18 protein-coding genes and 1 pseudogene are annotated in these 23,612 nt (G+C 60.1%); 9 read left to right on the top strand and 10 right to left on the bottom strand.

From position 1 onward, the window contains the following. Positions 1–169: 169 nt before the first annotated feature. From CAI21_RS15585 to CAI21_RS15575, 3 genes are read left to right on the top strand one after another with little or no spacing between them, the layout of a single operon-like run. A complete protein-coding gene (locus CAI21_RS15585; protein ID WP_116303139.1) occupies positions 170–1,510 on the top strand; it encodes a dihydrolipoyllysine-residue acetyltransferase in 1,341 nt (446 codons plus the stop codon). A gap of 17 nt (positions 1,511–1,527) precedes the next feature. Continuing rightward, the gene (lpdA, locus tag CAI21_RS15580; protein WP_116303138.1) at positions 1,528–3,279 is read left to right on the top strand and encodes a dihydrolipoyl dehydrogenase; all 1,752 of its coding nucleotides are present in this window, start codon (positions 1,528–1,530) and stop codon (positions 3,277–3,279) included. 56 nt (positions 3,280–3,335) lie between these two features. Continuing rightward, positions 3,336–4,334 carry a 3-oxoacyl-ACP synthase III family protein gene (locus tag CAI21_RS15575; protein WP_116303137.1) on the top strand — a complete coding sequence of 333 codons (999 nt, stop codon included), beginning with the start codon at positions 3,336–3,338 and terminating at the stop codon, positions 4,332–4,334. A 36-nt stretch (positions 4,335–4,370) separates the two neighbouring features. Here CAI21_RS15575 and CAI21_RS15570 read toward each other — a convergent pair whose 3' ends face one another. Continuing rightward, positions 4,371–5,573 (bottom strand): pyridoxal phosphate-dependent aminotransferase, encoded by a 1,203-nt coding sequence (locus tag CAI21_RS15570; RefSeq protein WP_116303136.1) that lies wholly within the window; start codon positions 5,571–5,573, stop codon positions 4,371–4,373. A 254-nt stretch (positions 5,574–5,827) separates the two neighbouring features. On the opposite strand from CAI21_RS15570, the gene CAI21_RS15565 reads away from it, so the two are divergent. Both CAI21_RS15565 and CAI21_RS15560 read left to right on the top strand, forming a co-directional pair. Continuing rightward, positions 5,828–6,826 (top strand): D-2-hydroxyacid dehydrogenase, encoded by a 999-nt coding sequence (locus CAI21_RS15565; RefSeq protein WP_116303135.1) that lies wholly within the window; start codon positions 5,828–5,830, stop codon positions 6,824–6,826. 95 nt (positions 6,827–6,921) lie between these two features. Further along, complete coding sequence (locus CAI21_RS15560; RefSeq protein WP_116303134.1) at positions 6,922–8,340, top strand: amidase; 1,419 nt, start codon at positions 6,922–6,924, stop codon at positions 8,338–8,340. A gap of 519 nt (positions 8,341–8,859) precedes the next feature. Here CAI21_RS15560 and CAI21_RS15555 read toward each other — a convergent pair. Continuing rightward, positions 8,860–9,417, bottom strand: coding sequence for a hypothetical protein (locus CAI21_RS15555; protein WP_147305142.1), 558 nt, complete (start codon positions 9,415–9,417; stop codon positions 8,860–8,862). Positions 9,418–9,570: 153 nt separating this feature from the next. Continuing rightward, positions 9,571–11,457: a M48 family metallopeptidase gene (locus CAI21_RS15550; RefSeq protein ID WP_116303132.1), complete on the bottom strand. Its 1,887-nt coding sequence runs from the start codon at positions 11,455–11,457 to the stop codon at positions 9,571–9,573. 48 nt (positions 11,458–11,505) lie between these two features. On the opposite strand from CAI21_RS15550, the gene CAI21_RS15545 reads away from it, so the two are divergent. Continuing rightward, a complete protein-coding gene (locus CAI21_RS15545) occupies positions 11,506–11,946 on the top strand; it encodes an AAA family ATPase (protein WP_116303131.1) in 441 nt (146 codons plus the stop codon). On the opposite strand, the gene CAI21_RS15540 is transcribed toward CAI21_RS15545, so the two are convergent. The 6 genes from CAI21_RS15540 to CAI21_RS15515 form a co-directional block, all read right to left on the bottom strand. After that, the gene (locus CAI21_RS15540) at positions 11,943–12,521 is read right to left on the bottom strand and encodes a DUF1415 domain-containing protein (protein ID WP_116303130.1); all 579 of its coding nucleotides are present in this window, start codon (positions 12,519–12,521) and stop codon (positions 11,943–11,945) included. The two genes, CAI21_RS15545 and CAI21_RS15540, sit on opposite strands and share 4 nt — an antisense overlap. A 1-nt stretch (position 12,522) precedes the next feature. After that, positions 12,523–13,002, bottom strand: coding sequence for an MOSC domain-containing protein (locus CAI21_RS15535; RefSeq protein WP_116303129.1), 480 nt, complete (start codon positions 13,000–13,002; stop codon positions 12,523–12,525). Between the two features lie 146 nt (positions 13,003–13,148). Then, positions 13,149–14,405, bottom strand: a complete 1,257-nt coding sequence (locus tag CAI21_RS15530) for an aspartate aminotransferase family protein (RefSeq protein ID WP_116303128.1) — start codon at positions 14,403–14,405, stop codon at positions 13,149–13,151. Between the two features lie 59 nt (positions 14,406–14,464). Continuing rightward, a complete protein-coding gene (locus CAI21_RS15525) occupies positions 14,465–15,610 on the bottom strand; it encodes an isocitrate/isopropylmalate dehydrogenase family protein (protein ID WP_116303127.1) in 1,146 nt (381 codons plus the stop codon). A gap of 81 nt (positions 15,611–15,691) precedes the next feature. Further along, positions 15,692–16,615, bottom strand: coding sequence for an alpha/beta fold hydrolase (locus tag CAI21_RS15520; protein WP_116303126.1), 924 nt, complete (start codon positions 16,613–16,615; stop codon positions 15,692–15,694). A gap of 15 nt (positions 16,616–16,630) precedes the next feature. After that, positions 16,631–17,257 (bottom strand): hypothetical protein, encoded by a 627-nt coding sequence (locus CAI21_RS15515; protein WP_116303125.1) that lies wholly within the window; start codon positions 17,255–17,257, stop codon positions 16,631–16,633. Between the two features lie 200 nt (positions 17,258–17,457). On the opposite strand from CAI21_RS15515, the pseudogene CAI21_RS25085 reads away from it, so the two are divergent. The 3 genes and pseudogenes from CAI21_RS25085 to CAI21_RS15505 form a co-directional block, all read left to right on the top strand. Continuing rightward, positions 17,458–18,882 (top strand): annotated as a pseudogene (locus CAI21_RS25085) (NAD-glutamate dehydrogenase); the annotation flags it as partial. A gap of 53 nt (positions 18,883–18,935) precedes the next feature. Next, complete coding sequence (locus CAI21_RS15510; protein ID WP_220348492.1) at positions 18,936–22,316, top strand: NAD-glutamate dehydrogenase; 3,381 nt, start codon at positions 18,936–18,938, stop codon at positions 22,314–22,316. Then, positions 22,313–23,104 carry an alpha/beta fold hydrolase gene (locus tag CAI21_RS15505; protein WP_116303124.1) on the top strand — a complete coding sequence of 264 codons (792 nt, stop codon included), beginning with the start codon at positions 22,313–22,315 and terminating at the stop codon, positions 23,102–23,104. Before CAI21_RS15510 ends, CAI21_RS15505 begins: the two co-directional genes overlap by 4 nt. Before the next feature lie 48 nt (positions 23,105–23,152). Here CAI21_RS15505 and CAI21_RS15500 read toward each other — a convergent pair whose 3' ends face one another. Continuing rightward, entirely contained in the window at positions 23,153–23,482 is a 330-nt protein-coding gene (locus CAI21_RS15500) for a hypothetical protein (protein ID WP_116303123.1), read from the bottom strand. Positions 23,483–23,612 lie beyond the last annotated feature (130 nt).

The following is a 23,612-nucleotide window of genomic DNA, read 5'->3' as shown; positions in this document are numbered from 1 at the left end:
CTACTACGTCGCCGTCGCCGCGCTCAAAGCGCTCGCCGATGACGGCCAGCTACCGGCGAAAAAAGTCGGCGAAGCCATCAAGAAGTACAACATCGACCCGGACAAACCGAACCCGGTTACCCAATAAGGTCCGGACGACGCCGCCCCAAACGGCATTGGAGGAGCGCTCGTGGCAAACGAACAAGAGATCAAAGTACCGGACATCGGCGATTTCGACGAAGTCGATGTCATCGAAGTGCTGGTCCAACCTGGCGACCAGGTGGAACAAGAGCAGTCGCTGATTACCCTGGAAAGCGATAAGGCTACGATGGAAGTGCCATCGCCGATGGCCGGCACCATTAAATCGATCAAGATCTCCCCCGGCGACAAAGTCGCCAAAGGCAGTGTGATCGGCACGCTTGCGGTCAGCGAGGAAACAGCGACCAAGCCCGCAGAGAAGAAGAAGGAAGAGGAGGAACCGCTTCGCATCGAGGAGCCGGAAGAAGACCCGATGCAGGAAGAGCCTCGCGAGGACCAAGCGACAGCGGAATCCCCGACACCTCCTCCCGCCCCGGCCGGCACCTCGCGCCGCCCACCGCCGGTCGATGAGAAAATCGATGCCGAAGCGCATCGGCGTGCGCATGCCAGCCCGGCGGTACGGCTATTCGCCCGCGAGCTGGGCGTCGACCTCTCGCAGGTAAGCGGTAGCGGCCGAAAAGGCCGTATTTTACGCGAAGACGTCGCAGGCTACGTCAAGCAAACCTTGGAAAGCGGCGCACCAGCCGCCGCTGGCGCCGGCATCCCGTCGATTCCGCCGGTCGACTTCGAGAAATTCGGCCCGGTCGAACGGCAACCGCTGTCGCGCATCAAGAAGCTTTCCGGCCCGCATCTGCATCGGAGCTGGCTTAATATTCCGCACGTCACCCAATTCGACGAGGCGGACATCACCGAATTGGAGGCTTTCCGTAAGGCAGAGAAAGCGCAGGCAGAAAAGCGCGGCGTCAAACTCACGCCGTTAGCCTTCTTGGTCAAAGCCAGTGCCGCTGCATTGCGCGAGTTTCCGGCGTTCAACAGCTCGCTGGCACCGGAAGGCGATGCGCTGATTCTCAAGCACTATGTGCACATAGGCGTCGCGGTCGACACCCCCGAGGGGTTGGTCGTACCGGTGCTGCGAGACGTCGACCGCAAAGGTATTTACGAGATTGCTACGGAGCTTGGCGAATTGTCGCAGAAAGCGCGCGACAAAAAGCTCGGCCCCAACGATCTCCAAGGCGGTTGCTTCTCCATCTCCAGCCTCGGCGGGATTGGCGGCACAGCCTTTACCCCCATCGTCAATGCTCCCGAAGTCGCCATTCTCGGCGTCTCCCGCAGCGCCATGAAGCCGGTTTGGGACGGTAACGAATTCGTCCCCAGGCTCATGCTGCCGTTGTCGCTCTCCTACGACCATCGCGTGATCGACGGCGCCGCCGCCGCTCGTTTCGCCACCTATCTGAGCGGCTTGCTGGCAGACATTCGGCGCTTACTTCTCTAATACGGGGAACGAAGATTATGGCGAAGGAAACCCAACTAACCGTCCCCGACATCGGGGACTTCGACGCGGTGGCGGTTATCGAAGTGCTGATTGCGGTGGGCGATAGTGTCGAGCCGGAGCAGTCCTTGATTACGCTGGAGAGCGACAAAGCCACCATGGAAGTGCCCGCCAGCAGCGGCGGCCGTATCACCGACGTCAAAGTCAAAGTCGGCGACAAAGTGAAACAGGGCGATGTTATCGCTCTGATCGCCGCAGAACAGCCCGAACCCGCGCAAACGCCGGAGCAAGAGTCCAAAGCCAGCGACAAAGCCGAACCCAGCACACCGGCCGAGCAGGCAGCCACACCGGTCGCCGCCGAGGGCGAGGCCGATTGCGACGTATTGGTGCTAGGCGCCGGCCCCGGCGGCTATACGGCCGCTTTTCGCGCCGCCGACCTAGGGCTGAAAACCGTACTGGTCGAACGTTACGCCAACCTCGGCGGCGTCTGCCTCAATGTCGGCTGCATTCCGTCCAAAGCCCTGCTGCATGCGGCCAAAGTGATCGACGAGGTAGACAGCTTTCGCGATCACGGCTTGAAATTCGGCGCCCTGGAGCTCGACCTCGACCAACTCCGAGGCTGGAAGGAGAAAGTCGTTAAGCGACTCACCGGCGGCCTGGCAGGACTGGCAAAACAACGCAAAGTGGACGTCGTTCAGGGCGAGGGGCAATTCGCCTCGGCACATGAACTGCGGGTAACGACAAGCGATGGCGAGCGGCGTATCCGCTTCCGGCATTGCATCATTGCCGCCGGTTCGCGGCCGATCGCGCCGCCCGGTTTCGACCTCGACCACCCGCGCATCATGGACTCGACCGCCGCCCTGGAACTCGAAGAAGTACCGAAGCGCTTGCTCGTGGTCGGCGGCGGTATTATTGGCTTGGAAATGGCCACGGTGTACCAAGCCTTGGGTGCCAAAGTCACGGTTGCCGAGCTGGGCGACCGTCTGATGCCGGGCGCCGACCCCGACATGGTGCGCCCGCTACGCAAACGTATCGACAAACGCTATAAGAGTATTCTGCTAAAGACCAAAGCGAGCGTCGTCAAAACCAATAAGAAAAGCGTCAAGATCCGCCTGGAAGGCCCGGACGGCGATAGCGAGGAGACGTTCGACCGGGTTTTGGTCGCCGTCGGCCGACAGCCGAACAGCGACCGAATCGGCCTGGAGACAACGGGGCTCGGTGCCGACGAGCGCGGCATCATCGCCGTCGATGAGTTTATGCGGACGCGGGTAGAGCACATTTTCGCCATAGGCGATATCGTCGGCCAGCCCATGTTAGCGCACAAAGCCAGCCACGAGGGGAAAGTTGCGGCCGAAGTCATCGCCGGCCACAAGCACGCCTTCGATGCCCGCACGATTCCTGCCGTCGCCTATACCGACCCGGAAGTTGCCTGGGCGGGCGTGACGGAAGAGCAAGCCAAGGCAGAAGGCATCGAGTACGACAAAGCGGTGTTTCCTTGGGCGGCAAACGGCCGTAGTTTGAGCCTTGAACGCGACGAAGGCATCACCAAACTGCTGTTCGACAAAGCCACTGGCCGCATCATCGGCGGCGCGATTACCGGCCCGAATGCAGGCGATCTAATTGCCGAAGTCGCCTTGGCCATCGAAATGGGATGCGAAGCGGAGGACATCGCGCTGACCGTACACCCGCACCCGACACTGTCGGAAACCGTCGCCATGGCCGCCGAAGCCGCCGCCGGAACATTAACAGACCTTTATATGCCTAAGCGCTGAACTAATGGCGGTGAAGCCGCTCCAATACGCAGGTGATTTTTATACAGAGGGATAGCATGCCACGTATTGCCACCATCATCGCCACCGGCCATTACCACCCGGAGCGCTGCATCTCGAACGCGGAGCTCGCCGAGCGCTTTACCGCACTTGGCAAACCGGAGGTGATCGGCAAGTTCGAAGCCGCCAGCGGTATTCGCCAGCGTTATTATGCACCGGACGACTGGGCAACCTCCGATTTGGCGCTGCCCGCTGCGCATCAGGCGCTGCAACGGGCGGGCCGACGGCCGGAAGATGTCGATTTGATCATCCTCGGCACCGACTCGCCGGACTATGTCACGCCGGCCACATCGACCGTACTGCAAGAGAAACTGGGCGCCAAACGGGCCGGCACCTTCGATGTCGTCTGTGCCTGCGCTTCGTTCCCGACGGCCTTGGCCTCGGCGGCCGGCTTTATCGCCACCAATCCGGCGATTAACACGGTTCTCGTTATCGGCGCGTACATGATGCGTAAACTCGCTGACCCGACCGACCCGATGGTGTTTTTCTACGGTGACGGCGCAGGCGCCGCCGTCGTCGAACCTTCCGATAAGCCGGGCTTTATCGGCACCACCATGAAAGCCGACGGCGCCTATGCCGATGCTTGGGGCATTTACTCCGGCGGCACGGCAGAACCGGCGACTAAGGAATCGGTGGAAAGCGGCCGCACGCAGGTGCGCTTGATGAAACGCTACCCGCCCGAGATCAACGAGGACGGTTGGCCGGAATTATTCGAGCGTCTGGCTAATGAGAATGAGTTTACCGTCGACGACGTCGATCAGGTGATCTTTACTCAAGTCAATAAGCGGACGGTCGAAACCGTCGCCGACAAGATCGGCTTGCCGCGAGAGAAGGCACATACGATCATGGAAACCTACGGTTACACGGGATCGGCCTGCATTCCCATGGCACTGGACGACGCCATACAACACGGCAAGATCAAATCCGGCGACCTGGTCGTCATGATCGGCTCGGGCGTCGGCTACAATCAAGCCGCCACTGCGGTTCGGATGCCGTAACGCGGCAACCCATGTCGAGAGGGGGCGTAAGCCCCCTCAAAACTTCTGCTTCGCCAACCAGGGGATCATCCGCTCGAAGGCTTCCTCGATCTGCTCCATGGACGTGGAGTAACTGATTCGAAGGGAGTTCGGGCAGGAATCGCCAAAGGCGTCCCCAGGCACGGTGCACACTCCCGTCTCTTCCAACATCCGCAAAGCCACGCTGGTCCCATCCACATTGGGCGGCAGCGACGGCAACATATAAAACGCGCCTTGCGGCCAATAACCGGTCAAATGCGGCGCCTCGCTCACTAGCTGCACCAAACGATCCCGCCGCGCGCGATAATCGATCAGCATCTCGTCGATACAGCTACGATCGCCGCGCAAGGCGGCCACACCAGCCCATTGGGCGGGCGTATTCGCCACCGTGGTGGTGAACATATGATAACGCCGCAATTTACGGATATGCCCCTGGCTGGAAATCAGCCAGCCGATCCGCAGCCCCGCCATGCTGAACGTTTTGGAGAAACTACTGGCCACGACCACGTGATCCAGGTCTGAGGTACAACGGATGACGCTCGGATACTCCATGTCGTCCAGAATGAGGTGGTCGTACACCTCGTCGCTGAACACGTGGATACCGCGATACGCCGCTTCCTGCACGATTGCCTCCACCGTCTCGCGCGGGTACACCGTGCCGGTCGGATTGCTCGGCGAGTTGAGCACGATCCCGTAGGTACGCATTCCGATATTGTCGATCACTTCCTGCGGATCGAGCTGATGGCCATGCTCGGCACGGGTCGGGATGGGCTTCACCTCGCCGCCGTTCATACGAATCAAGGGCGCATAGAGCAAGAACGTCGGGTCCGGCACCAAAAACTGCCGCCCGGGAGCGGCGGTAGCGCTCAAGGCCAGGTAAATGGCTTCCGTGGCGCCGGTGGTCACCATAAAGTTCTCTTCGGTCAGCTGTCGGTCGTAACGCTCGCTGTAGTACTCGCACAAGGCAGTGAGCAACTCCGGCAGGCCCGCGTCCATGGTGTAACCCGTCTGCCCCGCCTGTAGCGCCTCGATATGGGCATCGACGATATGCTGGGGAGTCGGAAAATTAGGCTGACCGATCGACAGATGAATGACATCGTTCATCTGCGAGGCAAGATTAACCATTTTGCGGATACCCGGCATGGGGATGGCGCGCATAGCCGGATTCCACATCGGTTCGTCGGTCTCGTACTCTTCCGGGTCGATGATCCTGTCTGCCATAAGCACCTCCTCACCGATACAGGGCCGACCGCAAAGCGGCCGCCATCATGGAATCCGCGCAACCTTCTTCCAGCCTAGTGCCGAGCGCGCCGTCTCACCAGGGGGCAATCGTCAAAAGCGTGAATGACGGCACGAATCGCTTTTCAAGACTTGCCGGGAAGTGGCTCGGGCGGTTACGTTCTGAGATAGATCTAGGGAAACGACGCAACGTTTCCCGCAGCTTCCCACGTCGCGTCACTTGCCTAGGAGGCGCCATGAGCACAAACCGCCAAGGTGGGACCGAGAGAACCCGGATCGCCGTCCTCCACGCCGAGGACGAAGGACCACCGCCGGGCCTCGATAGCTTGCTCGGAACAGCGGAGCTGATGTTCGCCAGCGACCAGGCCACCCTGAACGCCATCCTCGACACCGCGGAAGTGCTCATGGTTACCGACTTCCGTACCAATTTGGTCGAGCGCGCCTGGCCCTATGCCAAACGCCTACGCTGGATTCATGCCACCAGCGCCGGGGTTGACCGGCTCTTATTTCCCGCTCTGCGTAACAGCGACATTCCCATTACCAATGCTCGTGGCATATTTGACCGCCCGATCGCCGAATATGTTCTCGGCCTGATCCTGATGTACTGCAAAGACTTCCACGGCAGCCTGGCACTAAAGACGAAATGCCGCTGGCAACACCGCGACACCGAACGGGCGGAAGGGAAACGGGTGCTCATCGTCGGCGCCGGCGCCATCGGCCGTCAGATCGCCCGTCTTACCGGCGCGCTCGGCCTGCACACCACCGGCATCGCCAGCCGCGCCCGCGCGGAAGATCCCGACTTCGACAGCGTACGCGGCTCCGACGAGCTTTTGGACGAGTTGCCGAAAGCCGATTTCGTAGTGGTTGCAGCTCCGCTCACCGAAGCAACGCAAGGCCTGTTCGATACCGCCGCCTTCAACGCCATGCAACCTAGCGCCCGCTTTATCAACATAGGCCGTGGCGCCATCGTGAAAACCGACGCCTTAGTCAAAGCCCTGCAGGAAGGTCGCATTGCCGGCGCCGCGCTCGACGTGTTCGAGCAAGAACCGCTGCCGGCGGACCATCCCTTATGGGCCATGCCCGAGGTGTTCGTTTCCGCTCATATGGCCGGCGACGTCGTCGGTTGGCGCGAAGCGCTGAGCGCACAATTCGTCGAAAATTTCGAACGTTGGCGACGCGGCGAGCCGTTAGCGAACCAAGTCGATAAACAGCGCGGCTACGTACCGCAAGCATAAAAGGACGCTATGCAAACCTTCTAACAAGCTGCCAAAGGAAATGCTGGCTCGCACGGCCAACATTTCCTATAGCGCCACCAGCGAGGAGCGAAACCATGAGCGGGAGCACCCACGTTGCCGAGATGACCGCCGTCGAGTTGCTCGACCTGTATCGCCGCAAGGCGCTATCGCCGGTAGAAGCCGCCAAAGCCGGATTAGCGCGCATCGAGCGCCACAACGACGCGGTTAACGCCTACTGCCTTGTCGACGAAGAAACCACGCTGGCGCTTGCTCGCCGCTCCGAGCAGCGCTGGCTGCGACAACAACCGCTCGGCTCGCTGGACGGCGTTCCGGTCGCCATTAAGGATGTCTTTCTCACCAAAGGCTGGACCAATCTGAAGGGGTCGAGAACCATCTCTCCCGACCAAGCCTGGACCATCGACGCACCGGCCGTCGCCGCGCTCCGCCGCCACGGATTCGTGCCCTTGGGCAAGACCACCACCCCTGAGTTTGGCTGGAAAGGCGTCACCGACAGCCCGCTCTGCGGCGTCACCCGCAACCCCTGGAACCCGGATAAAACCGCCGGCGGCTCCAGCGGCGGCAGCGCCGCAGCCGTCGCTCTCGGCATGGGCCCGCTTTCGCTCGGCACCGACGCCGGTGGCTCGATTCGTATCCCGGGTGCCTTTTGCGGCATCGTCGGCCACAAGCCCACTCAAGGCCGCTGCCCGATCTGGCCCGCCAGCCCCTTCGGCCAACTTGCCCACCCCGGCCCGATGACCTGGACCGTGGAGGACGCCGCGCTCTTGCTGAACGTGATAAGCGAGCCCGACCCGCGCGACCCGACTTTGCCCGCGCCGGCGGTCGACTACGTTGCCGAGTTAGCTAAAGGCATTAAAGGCCTGCGCATCGCGTTCAGCGCCGATCTGGGCTACGTACAGGTCGACCCGGAGATCGCGCGGGCGGTGGCGCAAGCGGTTGCGGTACTGGAAGAGCAGGGGGCGCGGGTCGACAGCGCCGACCCTGGATTTAGCGATCCCCTGGAAGCGTTCAGCTGCCTGTTCTACTCCGGTGCAGCCAACGCGCTACGCGACCTCGATAGGGACGCGCTGGCGCAAATGGACCCGAATCTGGTGAAAGTGGCCGAAGACGCCGGCGGTTTTTCCATGCTCGATTACCTGGCGGCGATGAACGAGCGCGGCGCGCTGATCGAGAGGATGAGTTTATTCCATCAGCGTTACGACCTGTTGGTCACACCGGCGCTGCCCATCGCCGCCTTCAAAGCGGGGCTGGAAGTACCCGAAGACTGGCCGCACGAGCGCTGGCCGACCTGGACGCCGTTTACCTATCCGTTCAACATGACCGGCCAGCCTGCCATCTCGGTACCCTGCGGCTTTACCGAAGCCGGGCTGCCGATCGGGCTTCACATTGTGGGGCCGCGGCATCGCGACGATTTGGTGCTTCGGGTGGCTCATGCCTACCAGCAGGCTCGCCCGCTGACGGACCGGCGGCCGGGTTTGTTAACGGCCTCTCGCTAAGGGGGGTGAGCGAGTTAGGTTTTTTGGGGGGTGGTTGGGTTTTGGTGTTGGTGGTTTAGTTTGGTGCGCTGCGCGCGAATTGTTTGGAAGGCGGGGTTCCGCCCCCGCACGGCGGGTTCCTTTTCTTGCTTGCCCAAGAAAAGGAACCAAAAGAAGGGCAGCCCGTTGTCTCGCCCCGCCTACGGCGGGGTCCCCTGCGCTTCTCGGCTTCGAACGGGGTCTGCCGACGGGCCATCCCTGGCCCGACGACAGACGCGCGGCTTCCCTGCCGCGCCCCTTCGGGCCTTTTCGCTCGAAGCCTGCGATGCTCGGCGAGCCAAAGGGCGAAGTAAGAGCGCTCCGTTCTCAGTTCTCTACGCTTCCCAACAACCGCACCCTGTTAACCGGCTTGGTCTTACTCATTTGGGAAGACGTTGATCGAAGGGGCTTGCCCTTGTCCGTTGGCGCTGCCGAGCATCGCAGGGGCTTTGGGACTAGGCACCTGGCAGAAACCCTATTATCAAATTCCCGTTAAAGCTCTTAGCGGATGCGCTTGGCGAGCCGTTGCAGGTAAGCCAAGCGGCGCCGGCATATGTCGATCCGCTGCTCCAGCGCGGAATCGGCGGCATCCGTGCTGTAGAGCATGTCGGCGTAAAAAAACACCCGAAAACTGTCAATGAAGCGCACCGCGCGACTGCGGTCTAACACTAGATTACTGTCGCCAGTGAGGTCGATCATCATGTCCTGCGCCGCCCATGCCGTCGCCGCACGTACGAAAAACGTGAACTGATGGCCTGCATCCGGCCACAGCTGCAATAGGTGGAGGGATTCTTCTTCGTTGCCAGGGTTGGCAAGGTCGAACCACGGTTGGGCCACTTCGGCCAACGCAATCACCCCGGGGCGGCCATCGACATCGGTATGCACGAACAGCGTCCGCGGAACGATATCGCCAAGCGCCCGCTTGAGGCGACGGTACTCACGTTGCAGAGCTTTCACTTCGCCGAGGTTGGCTGCACCGTGCGCTTTTTTACCACCACCGATAGCCGCTCCGGCCCGTAACGGCCCTGCCGAACCAAAGCCGTTTGCCAAACGTGGCAATGAAAGCCTTTAGTGGAAATCAATGTGGCCGGCAAATGCTCGGTGTCCAAACACCCGATGCAGCCGTCGATCCCATCCCTGTGGTGCCGAGAAATCATACTCCTCGCTCGCTGGTCGCTAGTGGCGCTGAGTCCACTATAGCGCCGCTGCTCGTCAAACCTGTAACGACTTAGCCAAGGGCGGCATCGGGCAGTCCAAGGTATCGGCCACCGCCCTGAGCAATTCCAGTTGCGTAACGGCCACCCAGCCATCATGCTCGATACACCTCGCCAAACCTTTCAGCAACAACGGCTTCTGCAAAGGCTTAAGCATTATCAGCTTAGCCAAAGCGGCATCGAGCACAGCCGCACCAAGGCACTTTCGCTCGACTAACGCCGGGAAATCGCCCGGCAGCGCTCGTACCGCTGCGGTATAAGCCGCTTGCGCCGCCGTGTCCGACGCTTGACCGGCATAAGCGATAGCGGAGATTAATAATCCCGCTTCGCCAGCACTTTGTTCAAGCGTGTAGCGTGCTTGCGCAGGCTCAGCACCCACGACGCTTTGGTAAACAATTCGCCCCAAGGCCCACTCCATAATGTCCTCATGCCCTGCCTCGGCTAGCAGCCGTTGCAGGGTTTCGACAAAGACAATGTGCTCAGATAAAGCGAATTGTTTGATCGTGGGCATCGCTAGCTCTATCAACGGCAAGCGAAAACGCCCCTCCAAGGCGGTAAGCTTCGTTGCTAACGTCTCCCTATACAGCCGCTCTGCGGCGGGCTGCCGGTCGCGCAAAAACCGCAGCTGTCGCTCCCGTGCATTGGCGTCGCAACTTAGCAAGAGGCCGAACACCAAGGCCGCTACCTGCGTCGGATCGTGAGCGGCCGTTTGCAGCGCTGGATCAAGCTCTGCCAAGATAGCTTGCGCCTCCGCCAAGTGCGCTTGCTGCGGCTGTCCGATAGCGCCGATCAAATCGTCCACCGCTGCGGACAACCCAACTAAAGAAAGTGCGCTCAATGCCTGGTCAGCGGCCGGCGGCGGTTGTGCCGACGGAGCCTCGACGGGCCGCTCGGCACCGGGGTCGATAACCGTAAAAACACCATCCCAATGCGGTTCGACTCGCCGTATCCGCTCGTATAGCGGCGGGTGGGTCGCAAACCAGGCGCCGAACCGGCGCTCCTGTAGGGCGTCGCCGAAGTATAAATGACTGAACGCTTCCGCCTCCTGCGCCTCAAGCGCGGAGCCGCCCAACACCCCCCCTATCTTTTTCAAAGCACCGGCGATGCCGCCGGGGTCGCGGGTAAACTGGACGGCGGCGGCATCCGCCAGAAACTCCCGCTGGCGACTGACCGCCGCCTTGATCGCCCGACTACACATAACGCCTGCCGAGCCGGCTAACGCCAGCACCATGCCGAAGGCCGCCATAAAAATATTGCCGCGGAGAAACTGCCGCCCCAGTTGGTCGAGCAGGTTAATGCCATGCAGCAGCGACACCAGACGCATGTTCAACCGCATATCGCCATGCAGTATGTGGCTGAATTCATGCGCCACCACGCCTTGCAACTCCGCGCGATTCAAATGCCGAATCGCGCCTGTGGTAATACCGATCACAGCATTATGGAGCGAGTGGCCGGCGGCAAACGCATTGATGGAGTCATCCGGCAGCACGTACACCATGGGCACCGGCATTCCCGCGGCAAGCGCCATTTCTTCGACCACGTTTAACGCCCGCCTCTCGGCGGGGTCTTGCGTCTGCGTGCCGATGGCAACACCGCCCAAACGGGCCGCTACGACGGCGCCGCCTCCGCGCAACTGCCGACTTTTATAGAAGGCCCCGACAACCACGACGACAACAATGAGTAGCGTAAGCCAAAGCGCTCGTCCGCTATCCAAACGCCAAAAGAAAGGCTCGCCCCGAGCTGTCGCCCCCCAGTCGAATAAGGCTAGGGCACCAGCCGCCAGTAAGAGCGCAGCGCCGATCAAGAAAACGACGGCAATAACCAGCAAGCCGAGCAAGCGGCAAGTCTGCCGCTTGGCGCGGTCTTGCTCTTCGAAAAAATTCATAGTTCCCCCCAGCCGCTCGCCGTATATGGCCCCATATATTTCTAATCTATGGAAGCCATTCTATTGATCGGTATTCAGGGCGCCGGCAAGAGCACATTTTACAAGGAATACTTTTTCGATACTCACGTGAGGATCAGCCTCGACCTGCTGCGCACTCATCATCGCGAGCGTCGTCTACTGGCATTTTGCCTCGAAACCCGGCAACGCTTCGTGGTAGACAAAATCAACCATACGGCGGCACAACGCGCTCAATACATCGCACCGGCTCTCAAAGCAGGGTTCGAGCCCATCGGCTACTTCTTCGAGCCGGACCCCAAAGGTAGTTTCCGCAGGAATCGACAACGAGCCAAGCCCGTCCCGCCGGCAGGCCTGTTCGGAACCTTGAAGAACTTGGAACCGCCGCGCTATGAAGAAGGGTTCGAGCGTTTGTATCGCGTGACGCTTGCGCCGGCGGCTCGGCGCTTTCAGGTGTCGGACGTGCTGTCTTAACCGTCTTCGCCCGACTCCGGCGGTGTTCTTAACGCTATCAGCGCGTCCCGCCCCAAACGGTTCATTGTCTCGATATTGCGTAGCGGGATCTGTTCCGGCTCCGGATAGTGACGCAGTACTTGCTCAAGGCTGTCTTCCCTTAGCAGGTGCAGCATCGGCCATGGCGATCGATTGGTGTAGTTTTCGGGGGCGTCAGGCTGCGTGTCGGCGAATTGATAATGCGGATGAAAGCTGGCGATTTGGAACCGGCCTTCCCAACCGAACCGTTCCAGAAGCATGTCGGCCAGCGCCAGAAAATCGTTATAGTCATGAAAGTCGGCCAGCATGTGCGGTACGATCAGTAAGGAGGTTTCCGTCTCCTCGGGCGGCTGCGCGTCGAGCCATGCCAGCTCCGCCTGCAAATCCTCCAGCAAGGTTTCCGCCGTCTCGGCTTCGCTGACCCGGAATCGCACCTGCCCGGATGCCAACGGCCGCCCGGCAAACGGGCAGAGATTTAGCCCGACAACGACCCGGGCGACCCATTCCCGTGTCTGCGCTTCGACTAGCGCCTGCGAAGGCTTGCCAGCATCGGTCATGCTACACCTCCGCGGGGGCGGCGCTACCGCATACGGCATCGCCGATCCGTATCACGCCGGTGCTAACAATCTCCGCCCGCAAGCCCCCCTTACCCATTAGCGCCTTGATGACTTGTGTCGGGCTAAGCTCGGGTTGTTGCAATAGGCGGCCAACGGTCGCGCACGGCTCGCACAGTTCGATGCCTCGCAAGCGCACAGCCCCCACCTGAAACTCCCGGCCAACCAATGCGTTGAGGTCGATGCCTTCGGTGACGAGATTACGCCGCAACTCCCACGGAGCTACGCTAAGCCCGTGCGCTTCATTAAAGGCCGTCACGGCTTCTTGCTCGATTAAGGTGATCTGATCGGCCGCATTGGCGCCGTTAGGCCGAAAATGCCGGTCGCCGACGATACCGCACCCCCTTCGCACCTCTACCGCATCGCGTGCACCCACGGGTGCACCGGACTTCTCCGCCGTGTAAATCCCGATAACGGCCGCCACCCTGAGACTCCTATATTTAAGTCAAAACGTATGCTTACACGACATAGTAGACGAATTCGCCTACTACCGTCAGCGAAAGAAGGCGTCCACACCGGCACAACGCCAATGGCCGCCGATATCCGTGGCGGCCATTAGCAACGGCAGGTTCAATCCGTAGCTTGTAATGCCTCGGTGAAGATATCGACCGCTTGGTCGACCTGCTCACGGCTGACAATAAGCGGCGGCAACCAGCGCACGACCTGCTGATACGGGCCGCAGCGCAGCATCAAGAGCCCGCGTTCCTCGCATGCTTTGAGCAGCCGCCCGGCCCGCTCGCCGTCCGGCTTACCCTCGGCGGTATGCATTTCAACACCCTGCATCAAACCCAAGCCGCGGACGTCGGCCATCGCAGGATACTGGCTTTGCAGCTCCTCGAGTCGCTTACGTAGGTAGGCTCCTTGTTCGGCGGCGTTTTCCACCAGACCTTCCTGCTCGATGACATCCATGGTTGCCAAGGCGGCGGCGCAAGCCACCGCGTTACCGCCGTAAGTACCGCCCTGGGAACCAGGCCAACCCTTCTCCATTAACGCTTCATTAGCGCCGAAGGCGGACAAGGGAAAACCGCTGGCCAGCCCTTTGGCGGTCGTTACGATGTCGGGTCGCACGGCAAAGTGATCGTGCCCCCAAAACTTACCGCTACGACCGAACCCGGCCTGGATCTCGTCCATAACCAGTAAAATACCGTGCTTATCGCAACGCTCGCGCAACCCGCGCATGAAGGCCATGGTGGCAGGAACGTAACCGCTCTCGCCCTGCACCGGCTCGATCAGCATGGCCGCGGTTTCCCGCGGTGCGCTCTGAGTCACGAAGAGATGATCCAGCTCCTGCAGGGCGAAGTCGGTGGCAGCGGCTTCGTCCCAGCCGTAGCGGAAGGCGCTGGGGAAAGGAGCCACCACCACGCCGCCCATCATCGGTTGCAGACCGGCCCGCAGGCCGACGCTGGAGGTAGTCATCGACAAAGACCCCATGGTGCGACCATGGAAACCGCCCTGAAAGACGATAATGTTCGGGCGCCCGGTCGCTTGCCGGACAAGCCGCAGCGCGGCTTCGATCGCTTCGGTACCGGCATTGGCGTAAAACAAGGTGTCGATACCGGCGGGCATTTTCTCCGCCAGCCGGTCGCTGAGCGCTAACAGCCCCGGATGCAGCACGGTGGCATATTGGCCGTGGATCAGCTCGCCCACCTGCTTTTGCGCCGCCTCCACCACTTTCGGGTGGCAATGACCCGTACTGGTCACGCCGATACCGGAGGTGAAATCCAAATACTTCTTGCCGGCTTGGTCGAAAACGTAAGCGCCTTCGCCGCGTGCCGCCAGAACACCGGTTGCCTGCTTCAATAAGGGCGAGAGATGGTGTTGGCTCATGCCGCTCCTCCTGTGTTTTGGGTTGCGACTCTAGGGGGCTTGGTTACGAAACGGTCGGGTCAGCCGAGTTGAGCAAGCACTGCATCGCCCACCTCGGCGGTGGATCGTCGTTCGCCGCCATGCACGGCCAGATCGGCCTCGACCGCCTGGCGTAAGCGGCGGGCGGCGGCCGCGGCCGCCGGGTCCTCTTCCCCCATCCAGTCGAGCATCATCGCGGCGGTTAGTAGCATTGCCGTCGGGTCCGCCAAACCGCGGCCGGCAATATCCGGCGCACTACCGTGAGTCGGCTCGAACATAGGGGGCCGGCGGCGGTCGCTGGGATTGATATTGCAGGAGGGTGCCACCCCCATGCCACCGCAGAGCACGGCAGCCAAATCGGTGAGAATATCGCCCTGGAGGTTACTCGCCACTACGACGTCAAACTGCCAAGGCGCGGTGACGAACTTCATGCAGGCTGCGTCCACCAATTCATGGTGGGTTGCAACGTCCGGGTAATCGGCCGCGACACACGCGAATACCTCGGTGTATAACTCGCCCCAATGCTGCAAGGCATTACGTTTTGTAATTAAACACACTTGGCTTTCGGTACCGGCAGCAAATTGCCGCCGCCGCCCTTGTTTGGCGCGGCAGTCTGCGCGTTGCCGCGCCCGCTCGAACGCGTGGCGAAAGATGCGCTCGGCACCGAAGCGGGTAAAGACTTCAATCTGCGTGGCCACTTCATGCGGCGTTCCGCGCTGCAAACGCCCGCCTTGGCCGACATACTCGCCCTCGCTGTTCTCCCGCACGACCAGCATGTCGATGTCGCGCGCACGAGGATCGGCGAGATACTGCGGCGCACCTTTGAGAGGGGCCGCCGGCCGCTCGCAGGCCCATTGGTCGAAACCTTTTCGAATAGCCAGCAGGGGTTCCAGGGAAACGCCGTCCGAGAGTCGGTAGCGCTCACTATCGGAACTCGGCCCAGGGTCGCCCAAGGCGCCGAGCAAGATAGCGTCGAAGCCGGCCAATTGCTGTTGCCAATCGGTGGGCATCATGACGCCGTGCCGGGCATGGTAAGCGGTAGCGGGCCAAGGTAAGGCGGTTAGCTCAAGCGCCAGCCGGCTGTTTGCCGCCAGCGTTTCGAGGACGCGCACGGCCTCGGCAACCACTTCCGGGCCAATACCATCGCCGGGCAGAACCGCCACTTTCCACTGCGTACGCGGATGCATAAGCCGCTCCTCGCTTGCCGGGGCCGTTTCCCTCAGACTCGACGAGGAACGGCAAAAATGCAAGGGTGCATCAAAGCTTTTTTACGAAGCTGCCAACGGCGGCAGAAAACGCAAATGATTCCCCTGACAGGGGTGTAATAAGGGCTCGGCTTGAAAGTCGTCGTCCACTTGCCACACTGTTTGATCCCCGCGCCACTGCCCCGATTCCACCTGTTCGACAAACATCGCAATGAGGCGAGCCGTCAAATCCGGCACCTCAAGGGTGAATGCGTGCGCCATATGCGGCACCAGCACCAAACGCGAGTTTTCGATCTTACGCCGCAACAGGTCGTGCAAATGACGCGGCGTCAACGCATCGTATTCGGCGTTCATAATTAAGGTGGGGCAGTGGATGTCGCCCAACTCGCCGGTCATGCTTTCAAAGTGCGCGAGCGACTCCATGAGGTTTTGTATCCCATAGAGTTCGTTGCTATTTACGCCGACGCGCTTGATCACTTCCGTCAATGCACGGTTGCCGGCCAGAAAACGATTGGTGAAGTTCAGCGGCATAAGCAGCTCAAGATAAAACTCGAACCCTACGCGCGTGATGGCTTTGTAGAGGTTGTGAGCGTGGCAGCGAAGCTGCTCGTCGAGCTCGCTGAACGTGCTGACCGGCAGCAAACCGCCGATCCGCTCCGGAAACAAGCTCGCGTATTTGAGCACCACCACGCCACCGAAGGAGATCCCCATCACGTAAGGTTTCTCGATCCCGAGATGCTCGTGGAGCGCCGCCAGATGCACGGCATGCTCCTCGAAGCTCACCCCCAGCACTGGCTTTGAAGATTGCCCCTGACCCAGGAGATCGTAGGTCAGCACCCGGCAGCCGAGCTTAGGCAGTAGGTCGAAATACGGCGCCCAATGGCTCGTGCGCATAGACAGGCCGTTCACCAGGCTGACGACGGGAGTGCCCGCAGCGCCGTATAGCTCGTAGTAAATATCCTGCTTGCCGTCGTTGAATACCGGCATTCGTCTGGCTCCCGATCAGGCTTCCATGGCGGTGATTTCGCTCAGCAAGCGTTCGAACAAGCCGTTGACCGCTTTATGTTGTTTTTCGATGATTTGTTCTTTTTCCGCCTGCTCAAGCCCCACATCTAAATCTTTCAGCAATCGCATTTGCGTTTGCATCTGTCGCCCGTTTTCCTCCTCGACCTCTTTTAGGGTCTGCAGAAACGGCGTATCTAAAGGCATATCGACCGGCAACAAGGGCAAAAAGCGAATATCGGCCATGAAGGCTTGGCTTAATGCTAGATACTCGTAAAAGCTGCGATCGAGCTGTAGAAAGCCTTGCAGATAGCTCCCGGCATCGGTTTCCTGCCATAGGCTGAGGTTTAGGTTAGTAGCGTCCAGATAAACGAAGGGGTTGGTACTCCAGACGGTGCTTTTTCCAAGCAATGTCGAAAGTTCGACTTCTTTAAAACACTGATTATGGAGAAACTTATAGGGCAACCACTCGAAGGGCTGGAATTCCACCTTGGCGAGAATCGTGGCGTTGATTCCTTTCACACCTTGCAGAAACAAGCAGATACGCGTCTGCTCGTCCGGCCCGAATCGATGGCTGGCGAAATACTGCTTTGCATGCGTGCGGATCTCGCGTGAATCACCGGCCATTATGCTTCCTTTTTCTACTACGGACTGGTGGTCGACTACGATAGCCTGAGTTGATGCAGATGTGTAGACACCGTCACAGCCTCATCATCTCTACTCAAACTCTAGGTTAGAATGGCCGCCATAGGGGATAAGGCAATCCACTTGCTTAGAGCACGGATCGGATCGCATCCTTAAAGGAAATACTGAACATAGGTGAGCATATGGCCTACGTGGTGGAAACCGATAAAACCGCCATTATCGACGCACTACAGGACTTAGTCGTTAGTCGCTGGAGCAAAGCGGAAGCCGAAGGCGTGTGCCGATTCATCGCCGCCTATTATCAGGGCACGGCAGCCACCGACCTTGCCGAGCGCCAGTACGACGATCTCTACGGTGCCGCCATATCCCATTGGCAGCTTTTGCGACGCCAGGACGAACCTTTTCCGCGTATCCACGTATACAACCCCAACATAGAACAACACGGTTGGGAATCGACTCACACCACGGTCCAGATCGTCAGCCCCGATATGCCGTTCCTGGTCGATTCGGTCAATATGGCGTTAACCCGACTTGGGTTGACGGTGCACCTGATCGTTCACCCCGTCATTTGCCTTGGCCACGATAAAGAAGGCTCGCCGCTGGCGGTCGCCGGCTCCGATAGCCGGGACGGTAAGCTCTACGCCTGCATGCACTTCGAGGTCGATCGGCAAACCGAAACGCAAATGCTCGCCCGCATTAGCCACGAGTTGCGAGAGGTGCTGGCGGATGTCGAGCGCTCGGTGCACGACTGGCAATCGATGCGCGAACAACTCAAGAATGCCTTAGCCGGCCTGAAACGCACCCCGCCACCGATTCCGAACGAAGAGCTCAAGGAAATCGAGGCGTTTCTAAAGTGGGTCGTCAACGATCATTTCACCTTTCTCGGGTACCGCCGTTACGACTTGAAAAACAGCGGCAAAGAGCCGCGACTGGAGCGGGTTGCCGACACCGGCTTGGGTATTTTGCAAACGTCGAGCCCGAAGAAGGACTCGGCGGGCTTTTCGGTGCTTCCTTCAAAAGTTCAGCAAGAGGCGAGCCGCCCCGAGGTTCTGCTGCTGACCAAATCCAGCAGCCGCTCGACCGTGCACCGGCCGGGCTACATGGACTATATCGGCATCAAGCGCTTTAACCAAAAAGGCGAGGTCATCGGCGAGCATCGCTTTTTGGGCCTCTACACATCGGCCGCCTACAACCGTAGTCCGCGAGAAATACCGCTGTTGCGGCGGAAAATCGATTATGTGCTGGAGAAGGCGCGCGTCCCGCATAGCAGCCACGCCGGTAAGGCGCTGGTGAACATTCTAGAGACCTATCCGCGCGACGAATTGATCCAAACCAACCCCGAGCAGCTGCACGACATCGCCGTCGGCATTCTGCATTTACAGGAACGGCAGCGGGTTCGTCTGTTCGTTCGTTACGATACGTTCCAGCGCTTCGTATCCTGCTTGGTGTACGCTCCGCGCGAGCGCTACACCACCGAAGTCCGGCAGCAAATGCAGACAATCCTGGAGGAAGCGTTCGGCGGCGAGCATTCGGAATTCAATATCAAGCTCTCCGAGTCGGTGCTGGCCCGCATTCATATCATCGTACGGCTCGGGCGCCCAGGCTATCCGGATTACGACCATCAAGCCCTAGAAGCGCAGTTGGCACGTACCATGCGCTCGTGGTCCGACGATTATTATCAGGCCTTGCTGGAGCATTTCGGGGAAGAGCAGGGAACGCGTTTTTCCACGAATACGGCGACGCCTTCAATGCCGCTTACCGAGAAGAAACGCCCGCCCGCACCGCCGCGCTGGACACCGAACGACTCGACCGGCTCGACGGCGGCGGGCTGGCCATCAGCCTTTATCAACCGCTTGAGGCCGAGCCGGAGCAGTTTCGCTTCAAGCTCTACCACTGCGGGCGCGCGATCACGCTATCCGACGTCCTACCGATGTTGGAGAACATGGGCGTCGAGGTTATCGACGAGCACCCTTACGACATCGAGCCGCGCCTTAAGGCCAAACGCTGGATACACGATTTCGGCCTACGCTACGACAGCGACCGGGATACCGAACAGGTCAGGGAGATTTTTCAGGATACGTTCTCTGCCGTCTGGCACGGCCATGTCGAGAGCGACGGCTTCAACCGCCTCGTGTTGGCAGCCGGGTTGACGTGGCGCGAGGTCGTGGTGCTGCGCGCTTACTGGAAGTATCTGCGGCAGGCCGGCAGCACCTTCAGCCAGAACTATATCGAAGAAACCTTAGCCGGATACCCGCATATCACCCGGCTGCTGGTCCAACTCTTCAGCGCCCGTTTCGATCCGACGGTTGCCAATCGGGAACGTGCTCGGGAGTTGGCGGAGGCCATCGAAGTCGCTTTGGACGATGTGCCGAGCCTCGACGAGGACCGCATTCTGCGCCGTTATCTTGCGGCCATACAGGCAACCCTGCGGACCAACTTCTATCGGCAAGGCGCGGACGAGCCGCGCCCGTTCTTGTCGTTCAAACTCGCGCCGGCCTCCATTCCGGAAGTCCCGCAACCGCATCCTGAATTCGAAGTATTCGTCTACTCGCCCCGTTTCGAAGGGGTGCATTTGCGCGGCGGCAAAGTCGCGCGCGGCGGCCTGCGTTGGTCCGATCGACGGGAGGATTTCCGCACCGAGGTCCTCGGCCTGATGAAAGCGCAGATGGTGAAAAATTCGGTCATTGTGCCGGTCGGCGCCAAAGGCGGTTTCGTGCTCAAGCAAACCCCGACCGATCGGGATACCCTGCATAACGAAGTACGCGATTGCTACTCGAACTTCATTCGCGGTTTACTCGATATTACCGACAACCGGGTCGATGGCGGCATACAACCGCCCCCCAACGTCGTACGGCACGACGATGACGACCCTTATCTAGTCGTCGCTGCCGACAAAGGCACCGCGACATTCTCCGATCTTGCCAACGACGTTGCTGCCGAATACGGCTTTTGGCTACGCGACGCCTTCGCTTCCGGCGGCTCGACGGGTTACGACCATAAGAAAATGGGCATTACCGCCCGCGGCGCCTGGGAAGCGGTTAAACGCCACTTCCGCGAACTCGGGCTCGATATCCAAACCCAACCGTTTACGGTCGTTGGAATCGGCGACATGTCCGGCGACGTGTTCGGGAACGGTATGCTGCTGTCCCGCCACATTCGGCTCGTTGCCGCATTCGACCATCGGCATATTTTCATCGATCCCGACCCGGATGCGGCCAAATCCTTTGCCGAGCGCGAGCGCTTGTTTCAGCTACCGCGCTCGACGTGGGAAGACTACGATCGCAGCGCACTCTCCGCAGGCGGCGGCATTTACTCCCGTACCGCCAAAGTCATCAAGCTCTCGCCGCAGGCGCGGCAAGCGCTGGGTGTGGAGCAGGAGAGCTTCAGCCCCTCGGCCCTGATTCAAGCCATTCTCAAAGCACCCGTAGACCTCCTCTGGAACGGCGGCATCGGCACCTATGTGAAAGCCAGTACGGAATCGAATACCGAGGTCGGCGACAAAACCAACGACAGCCTGCGGGTCAACGGGGGCGATTTGCGCTGTCGCGTGGTCGGCGAAGGCGGTAACCTTGGCGTCACGCAACTTGGCCGCATCGAATATGCCGAACGCGGCGGCCATATCAATACCGACGCCATCGACAACGCCGGCGGCGTCGATTGCTCCGACCATGAAGTCAACATCAAGATTCTATTAAACGGTATCGTCGCCGAAGGCGACTTAACCACCAAACAGCGAAATCAACTGCTCAGCGATATGACGGACGAAGTGGCTCAACTCGTCCTGCACGACAACTACCGTCAGACCCAAGCGCTTAGCCTCTGCCAACTCCGCGGCAGCGACCTGCTCGACGAACAGTCGCGCTTCATGCGTCAGCTGGAAAAGGAAGGCCAGTTAGCGCGTGCACTTGAGCAACTACCGGACGACGAAGCGCTCAACGAACGGATTGCAGGTCGCCTCGGCCTGAGCCGGCCGGAACTGGCGGTACTGCTGTCTTACGCCAAGATTACCAGCTACGGCGAGTTATTGGACGACGCCTTAGTCCGCGAACCCTGCCTGGAAGGGATATTGCTCGAGTATTTCCCGCAACCGCTACGGGAGCGATACACCGACCAAATTCTCGGCCATCGGCTACGCGCCGAGATCACCGCGACAGTGGTAACCAACCAAATTCTAAATCGCATGGGCGCGACGTTCTTCTTCCGCTTACGCGAACGGCTAGGCGCTAGCGTCGCCGCCAGCACCCGTGCCTACCTGGCGGCCCAGGAAATCTTCGGGCTCAACGATTTATGGGAGCAGGTCGAGGCACTTGATAATCGCATTTCGTCCATCGTCCAGATGCAGTTACTACTCAAACTCTGTCAGCTGCACGAACGGGCGACTCAATGGTTATTACGCAACCAGCCCGGCCCGCTGCCGGTCGATAAAACGGTCGCCAACATACGCCCAGCGCTTAATCGTCTGCGCGGGATCATGTCGGAAATACTCCCGGAGGCGGAGAACAAAGCCCTGAAACGGCAAATAAACCGGCTGTCGGAGACTGGCGTGCCGCCGACGCTGGCCGAGACCGTCGCCGGCTTGGAAGCGCTCTATCCCGCCTTGGATATCGTCAAGATCGCGACCGACCGGGCAACTTCCCTGGAGCGGGCCGGCGGCGTTTACTTCGCCGTAGTCACCGAACTTCAACTCAATTGGCTACGCGACCGGATCAGCGACTACGAACCCAGCAATAGCTGGCAAGAACGGGCACGCGTCGGACTGGAGGAAGAACTGTACGGCCAATTACGCCTACTCACCAGCGACATTCTGGCCGCAAGCGACAAGCAAGAAGAGCCGGAAGCCCAGGCAGCCCGTTGGGTCGAGCAAAACCAGTCGTTACGAGACCGCCTGTTGCAAACCTTGAGCGACTGCCGCTCCACCAGCAGCGTCGACCTTGCTATGCTGACCGTCGCCATTCAAGAATTGACCGCGCTGGCGCAAACAGGCGCCGCTCGGCCGCTGATCGCGCGTAAGCGCCAGGAGAGGACCCAAGCCCCATCATGAGCACGCACAGCCCGGTGGCACTCCACTACACCGAACAAGGAAAAGGACAGCCCCTACTGATTCTGCACGGCCTGTACGGCTCGGGCGCGAACTGGGGGCGCTACGCTAAATCCTTGGCCGGGGATTACCGCGTCATCGTGCCGGACCTTCGCAACCATGGGCGCTCGCCGCACGATCCGGACATGAGCTATCCGGCCATGGCGGCAGATCTTCGCGCATTGCTCGACCGGGAAGGGATCGATCAGGCTATTGTTTTGGGACACAGCATGGGAGGGAAAGCGGCAATGACGCTCGCCTTGGAGAACCCGGCGCGAGTAACAGCCTTAATTGCCGCCGACATCGCCCCCGTGCCTTACACCGGGCACGAGCACCGGGATCTGATCGCCGCGCTACAAGACGTTCCGCTCGACGCGGTGGACTCGCGCGCCGATGCCGATGCTCACCTGCGCGAGGCGATTCCCACCGAGATGGTCCGCCAATTTCTACTGACGAATTTACAACGTCAAAACGGCGGTTATCAGTGGCGCATTCCGTTGCAGATTCTGTCCGACCAACGCCGCCTGATCGAGGGTTTTCCCGATTTCGACGCCGTTTATCAAGGGCCGAGCCTTTTCGTTCACGGCGAGAACTCGGATTACGTCACCGACGAGGCCTTAACGCCGATACGGGAGCGTTTCCCGCAGGCGAGCGTTGAGGCGATCCCCAATGCCGGGCACTGGCTCCATGTAGAGCAACCCGAAGCCTTCTCGTCCTGCCTCAATGGTTTTTTAAAGAAAACGGCCGGATAACAGACGAGCTTTGGCGAAGCTGCTCAACGCAGCCTCGCCAACCGCGTTCTAAACGCCGGTCACCGCCTTACGGAGCAAGCCGTAGAGGCCGCCGACGATAACAAACGTCCAGATCAGGACACTCACGATAGCGGCCAAGCCGATCAAGACCGCGCCGAGCCCGATCAGCGACTCCATACCGAGATACGGCTGAAGTTCGTGCATCCCGCCCCGGCCTACCAAGTAAGTGTTGTAGAAATAAATGGAGGCTTGCGACAACACCGCCAAAAAGGCTATGAGCAAGCCGATGCTCAGGATAGGCTGCCCTCTCAGAGCGGCCCGTAGTTTCGCATCCGTCTCCATAACCCAAGCAACAGCGCGATCAATTTGCTGGAACATAACTCCTCCCCCATCTTTTTTCACGTCGAGGCACCGCAATAACGGCTGGTAGCGTTTCCCAGCAATCATGCAGTGTTTGCTTATGCGATTCTAGCGGAAATGACGAAAAAACATGATAAAACCGTCAACT

Source organism: Alkalilimnicola ehrlichii (genome assembly GCF_003399765.1).
Classification (GTDB): domain Bacteria; phylum Pseudomonadota; class Gammaproteobacteria; order Nitrococcales; family AK92; genus AK92.
This window is presented reverse-complemented; position numbering and strand designations above follow the sequence as displayed.

Bases quoted from the DNA above. Each gene is read 5' to 3' on its own strand.
- CAI21_RS15565 (WP_116303135.1), top strand. From the start codon at position 5,828: ATGAGCACAAACCGCCAAGGTGGGACCGAGAGAACCCGGATCGCCGTC.
- CAI21_RS15575 (WP_116303137.1), top strand. From the start codon at position 3,336: ATGCCACGTATTGCCACCATCATCGCCACCGGCCATTACCACCCGGAG.
- CAI21_RS15540 (WP_116303130.1), bottom strand. From the start codon at position 12,521: ATGACCGATGCTGGCAAGCCTTCGCAGGCGCTAGTCGAAGCGCAGACA.
- CAI21_RS15505 (WP_116303124.1), top strand. From the start codon at position 22,313: ATGAGCACGCACAGCCCGGTGGCACTCCACTACACCGAACAAGGAAAA.
- CAI21_RS15515 (WP_116303125.1), bottom strand. From the start codon at position 17,257: ATGGCCGGTGATTCACGCGAGATCCGCACGCATGCAAAGCAGTATTTC.
- CAI21_RS15530 (WP_116303128.1), bottom strand. From the start codon at position 14,405: ATGAGCCAACACCATCTCTCGCCCTTATTGAAGCAGGCAACCGGTGTT.
- CAI21_RS15550 (WP_116303132.1), bottom strand. From the start codon at position 11,457: ATGAATTTTTTCGAAGAGCAAGACCGCGCCAAGCGGCAGACTTGCCGC.
- CAI21_RS15570 (WP_116303136.1), bottom strand. From the start codon at position 5,573: ATGGCAGACAGGATCATCGACCCGGAAGAGTACGAGACCGACGAACCG.
- CAI21_RS15560 (WP_116303134.1), top strand. From the start codon at position 6,922: ATGAGCGGGAGCACCCACGTTGCCGAGATGACCGCCGTCGAGTTGCTC.
- CAI21_RS15500 (WP_116303123.1), bottom strand. From the start codon at position 23,482: ATGTTCCAGCAAATTGATCGCGCTGTTGCTTGGGTTATGGAGACGGAT.
- CAI21_RS15545 (WP_116303131.1), top strand. From the start codon at position 11,506: ATGGAAGCCATTCTATTGATCGGTATTCAGGGCGCCGGCAAGAGCACA.
- lpdA (WP_116303138.1), top strand. From the start codon at position 1,528: ATGGCGAAGGAAACCCAACTAACCGTCCCCGACATCGGGGACTTCGAC.
- CAI21_RS15520 (WP_116303126.1), bottom strand. From the start codon at position 16,615: ATGCCGGTATTCAACGACGGCAAGCAGGATATTTACTACGAGCTATAC.
- CAI21_RS15525 (WP_116303127.1), bottom strand. From the start codon at position 15,610: ATGCATCCGCGTACGCAGTGGAAAGTGGCGGTTCTGCCCGGCGATGGT.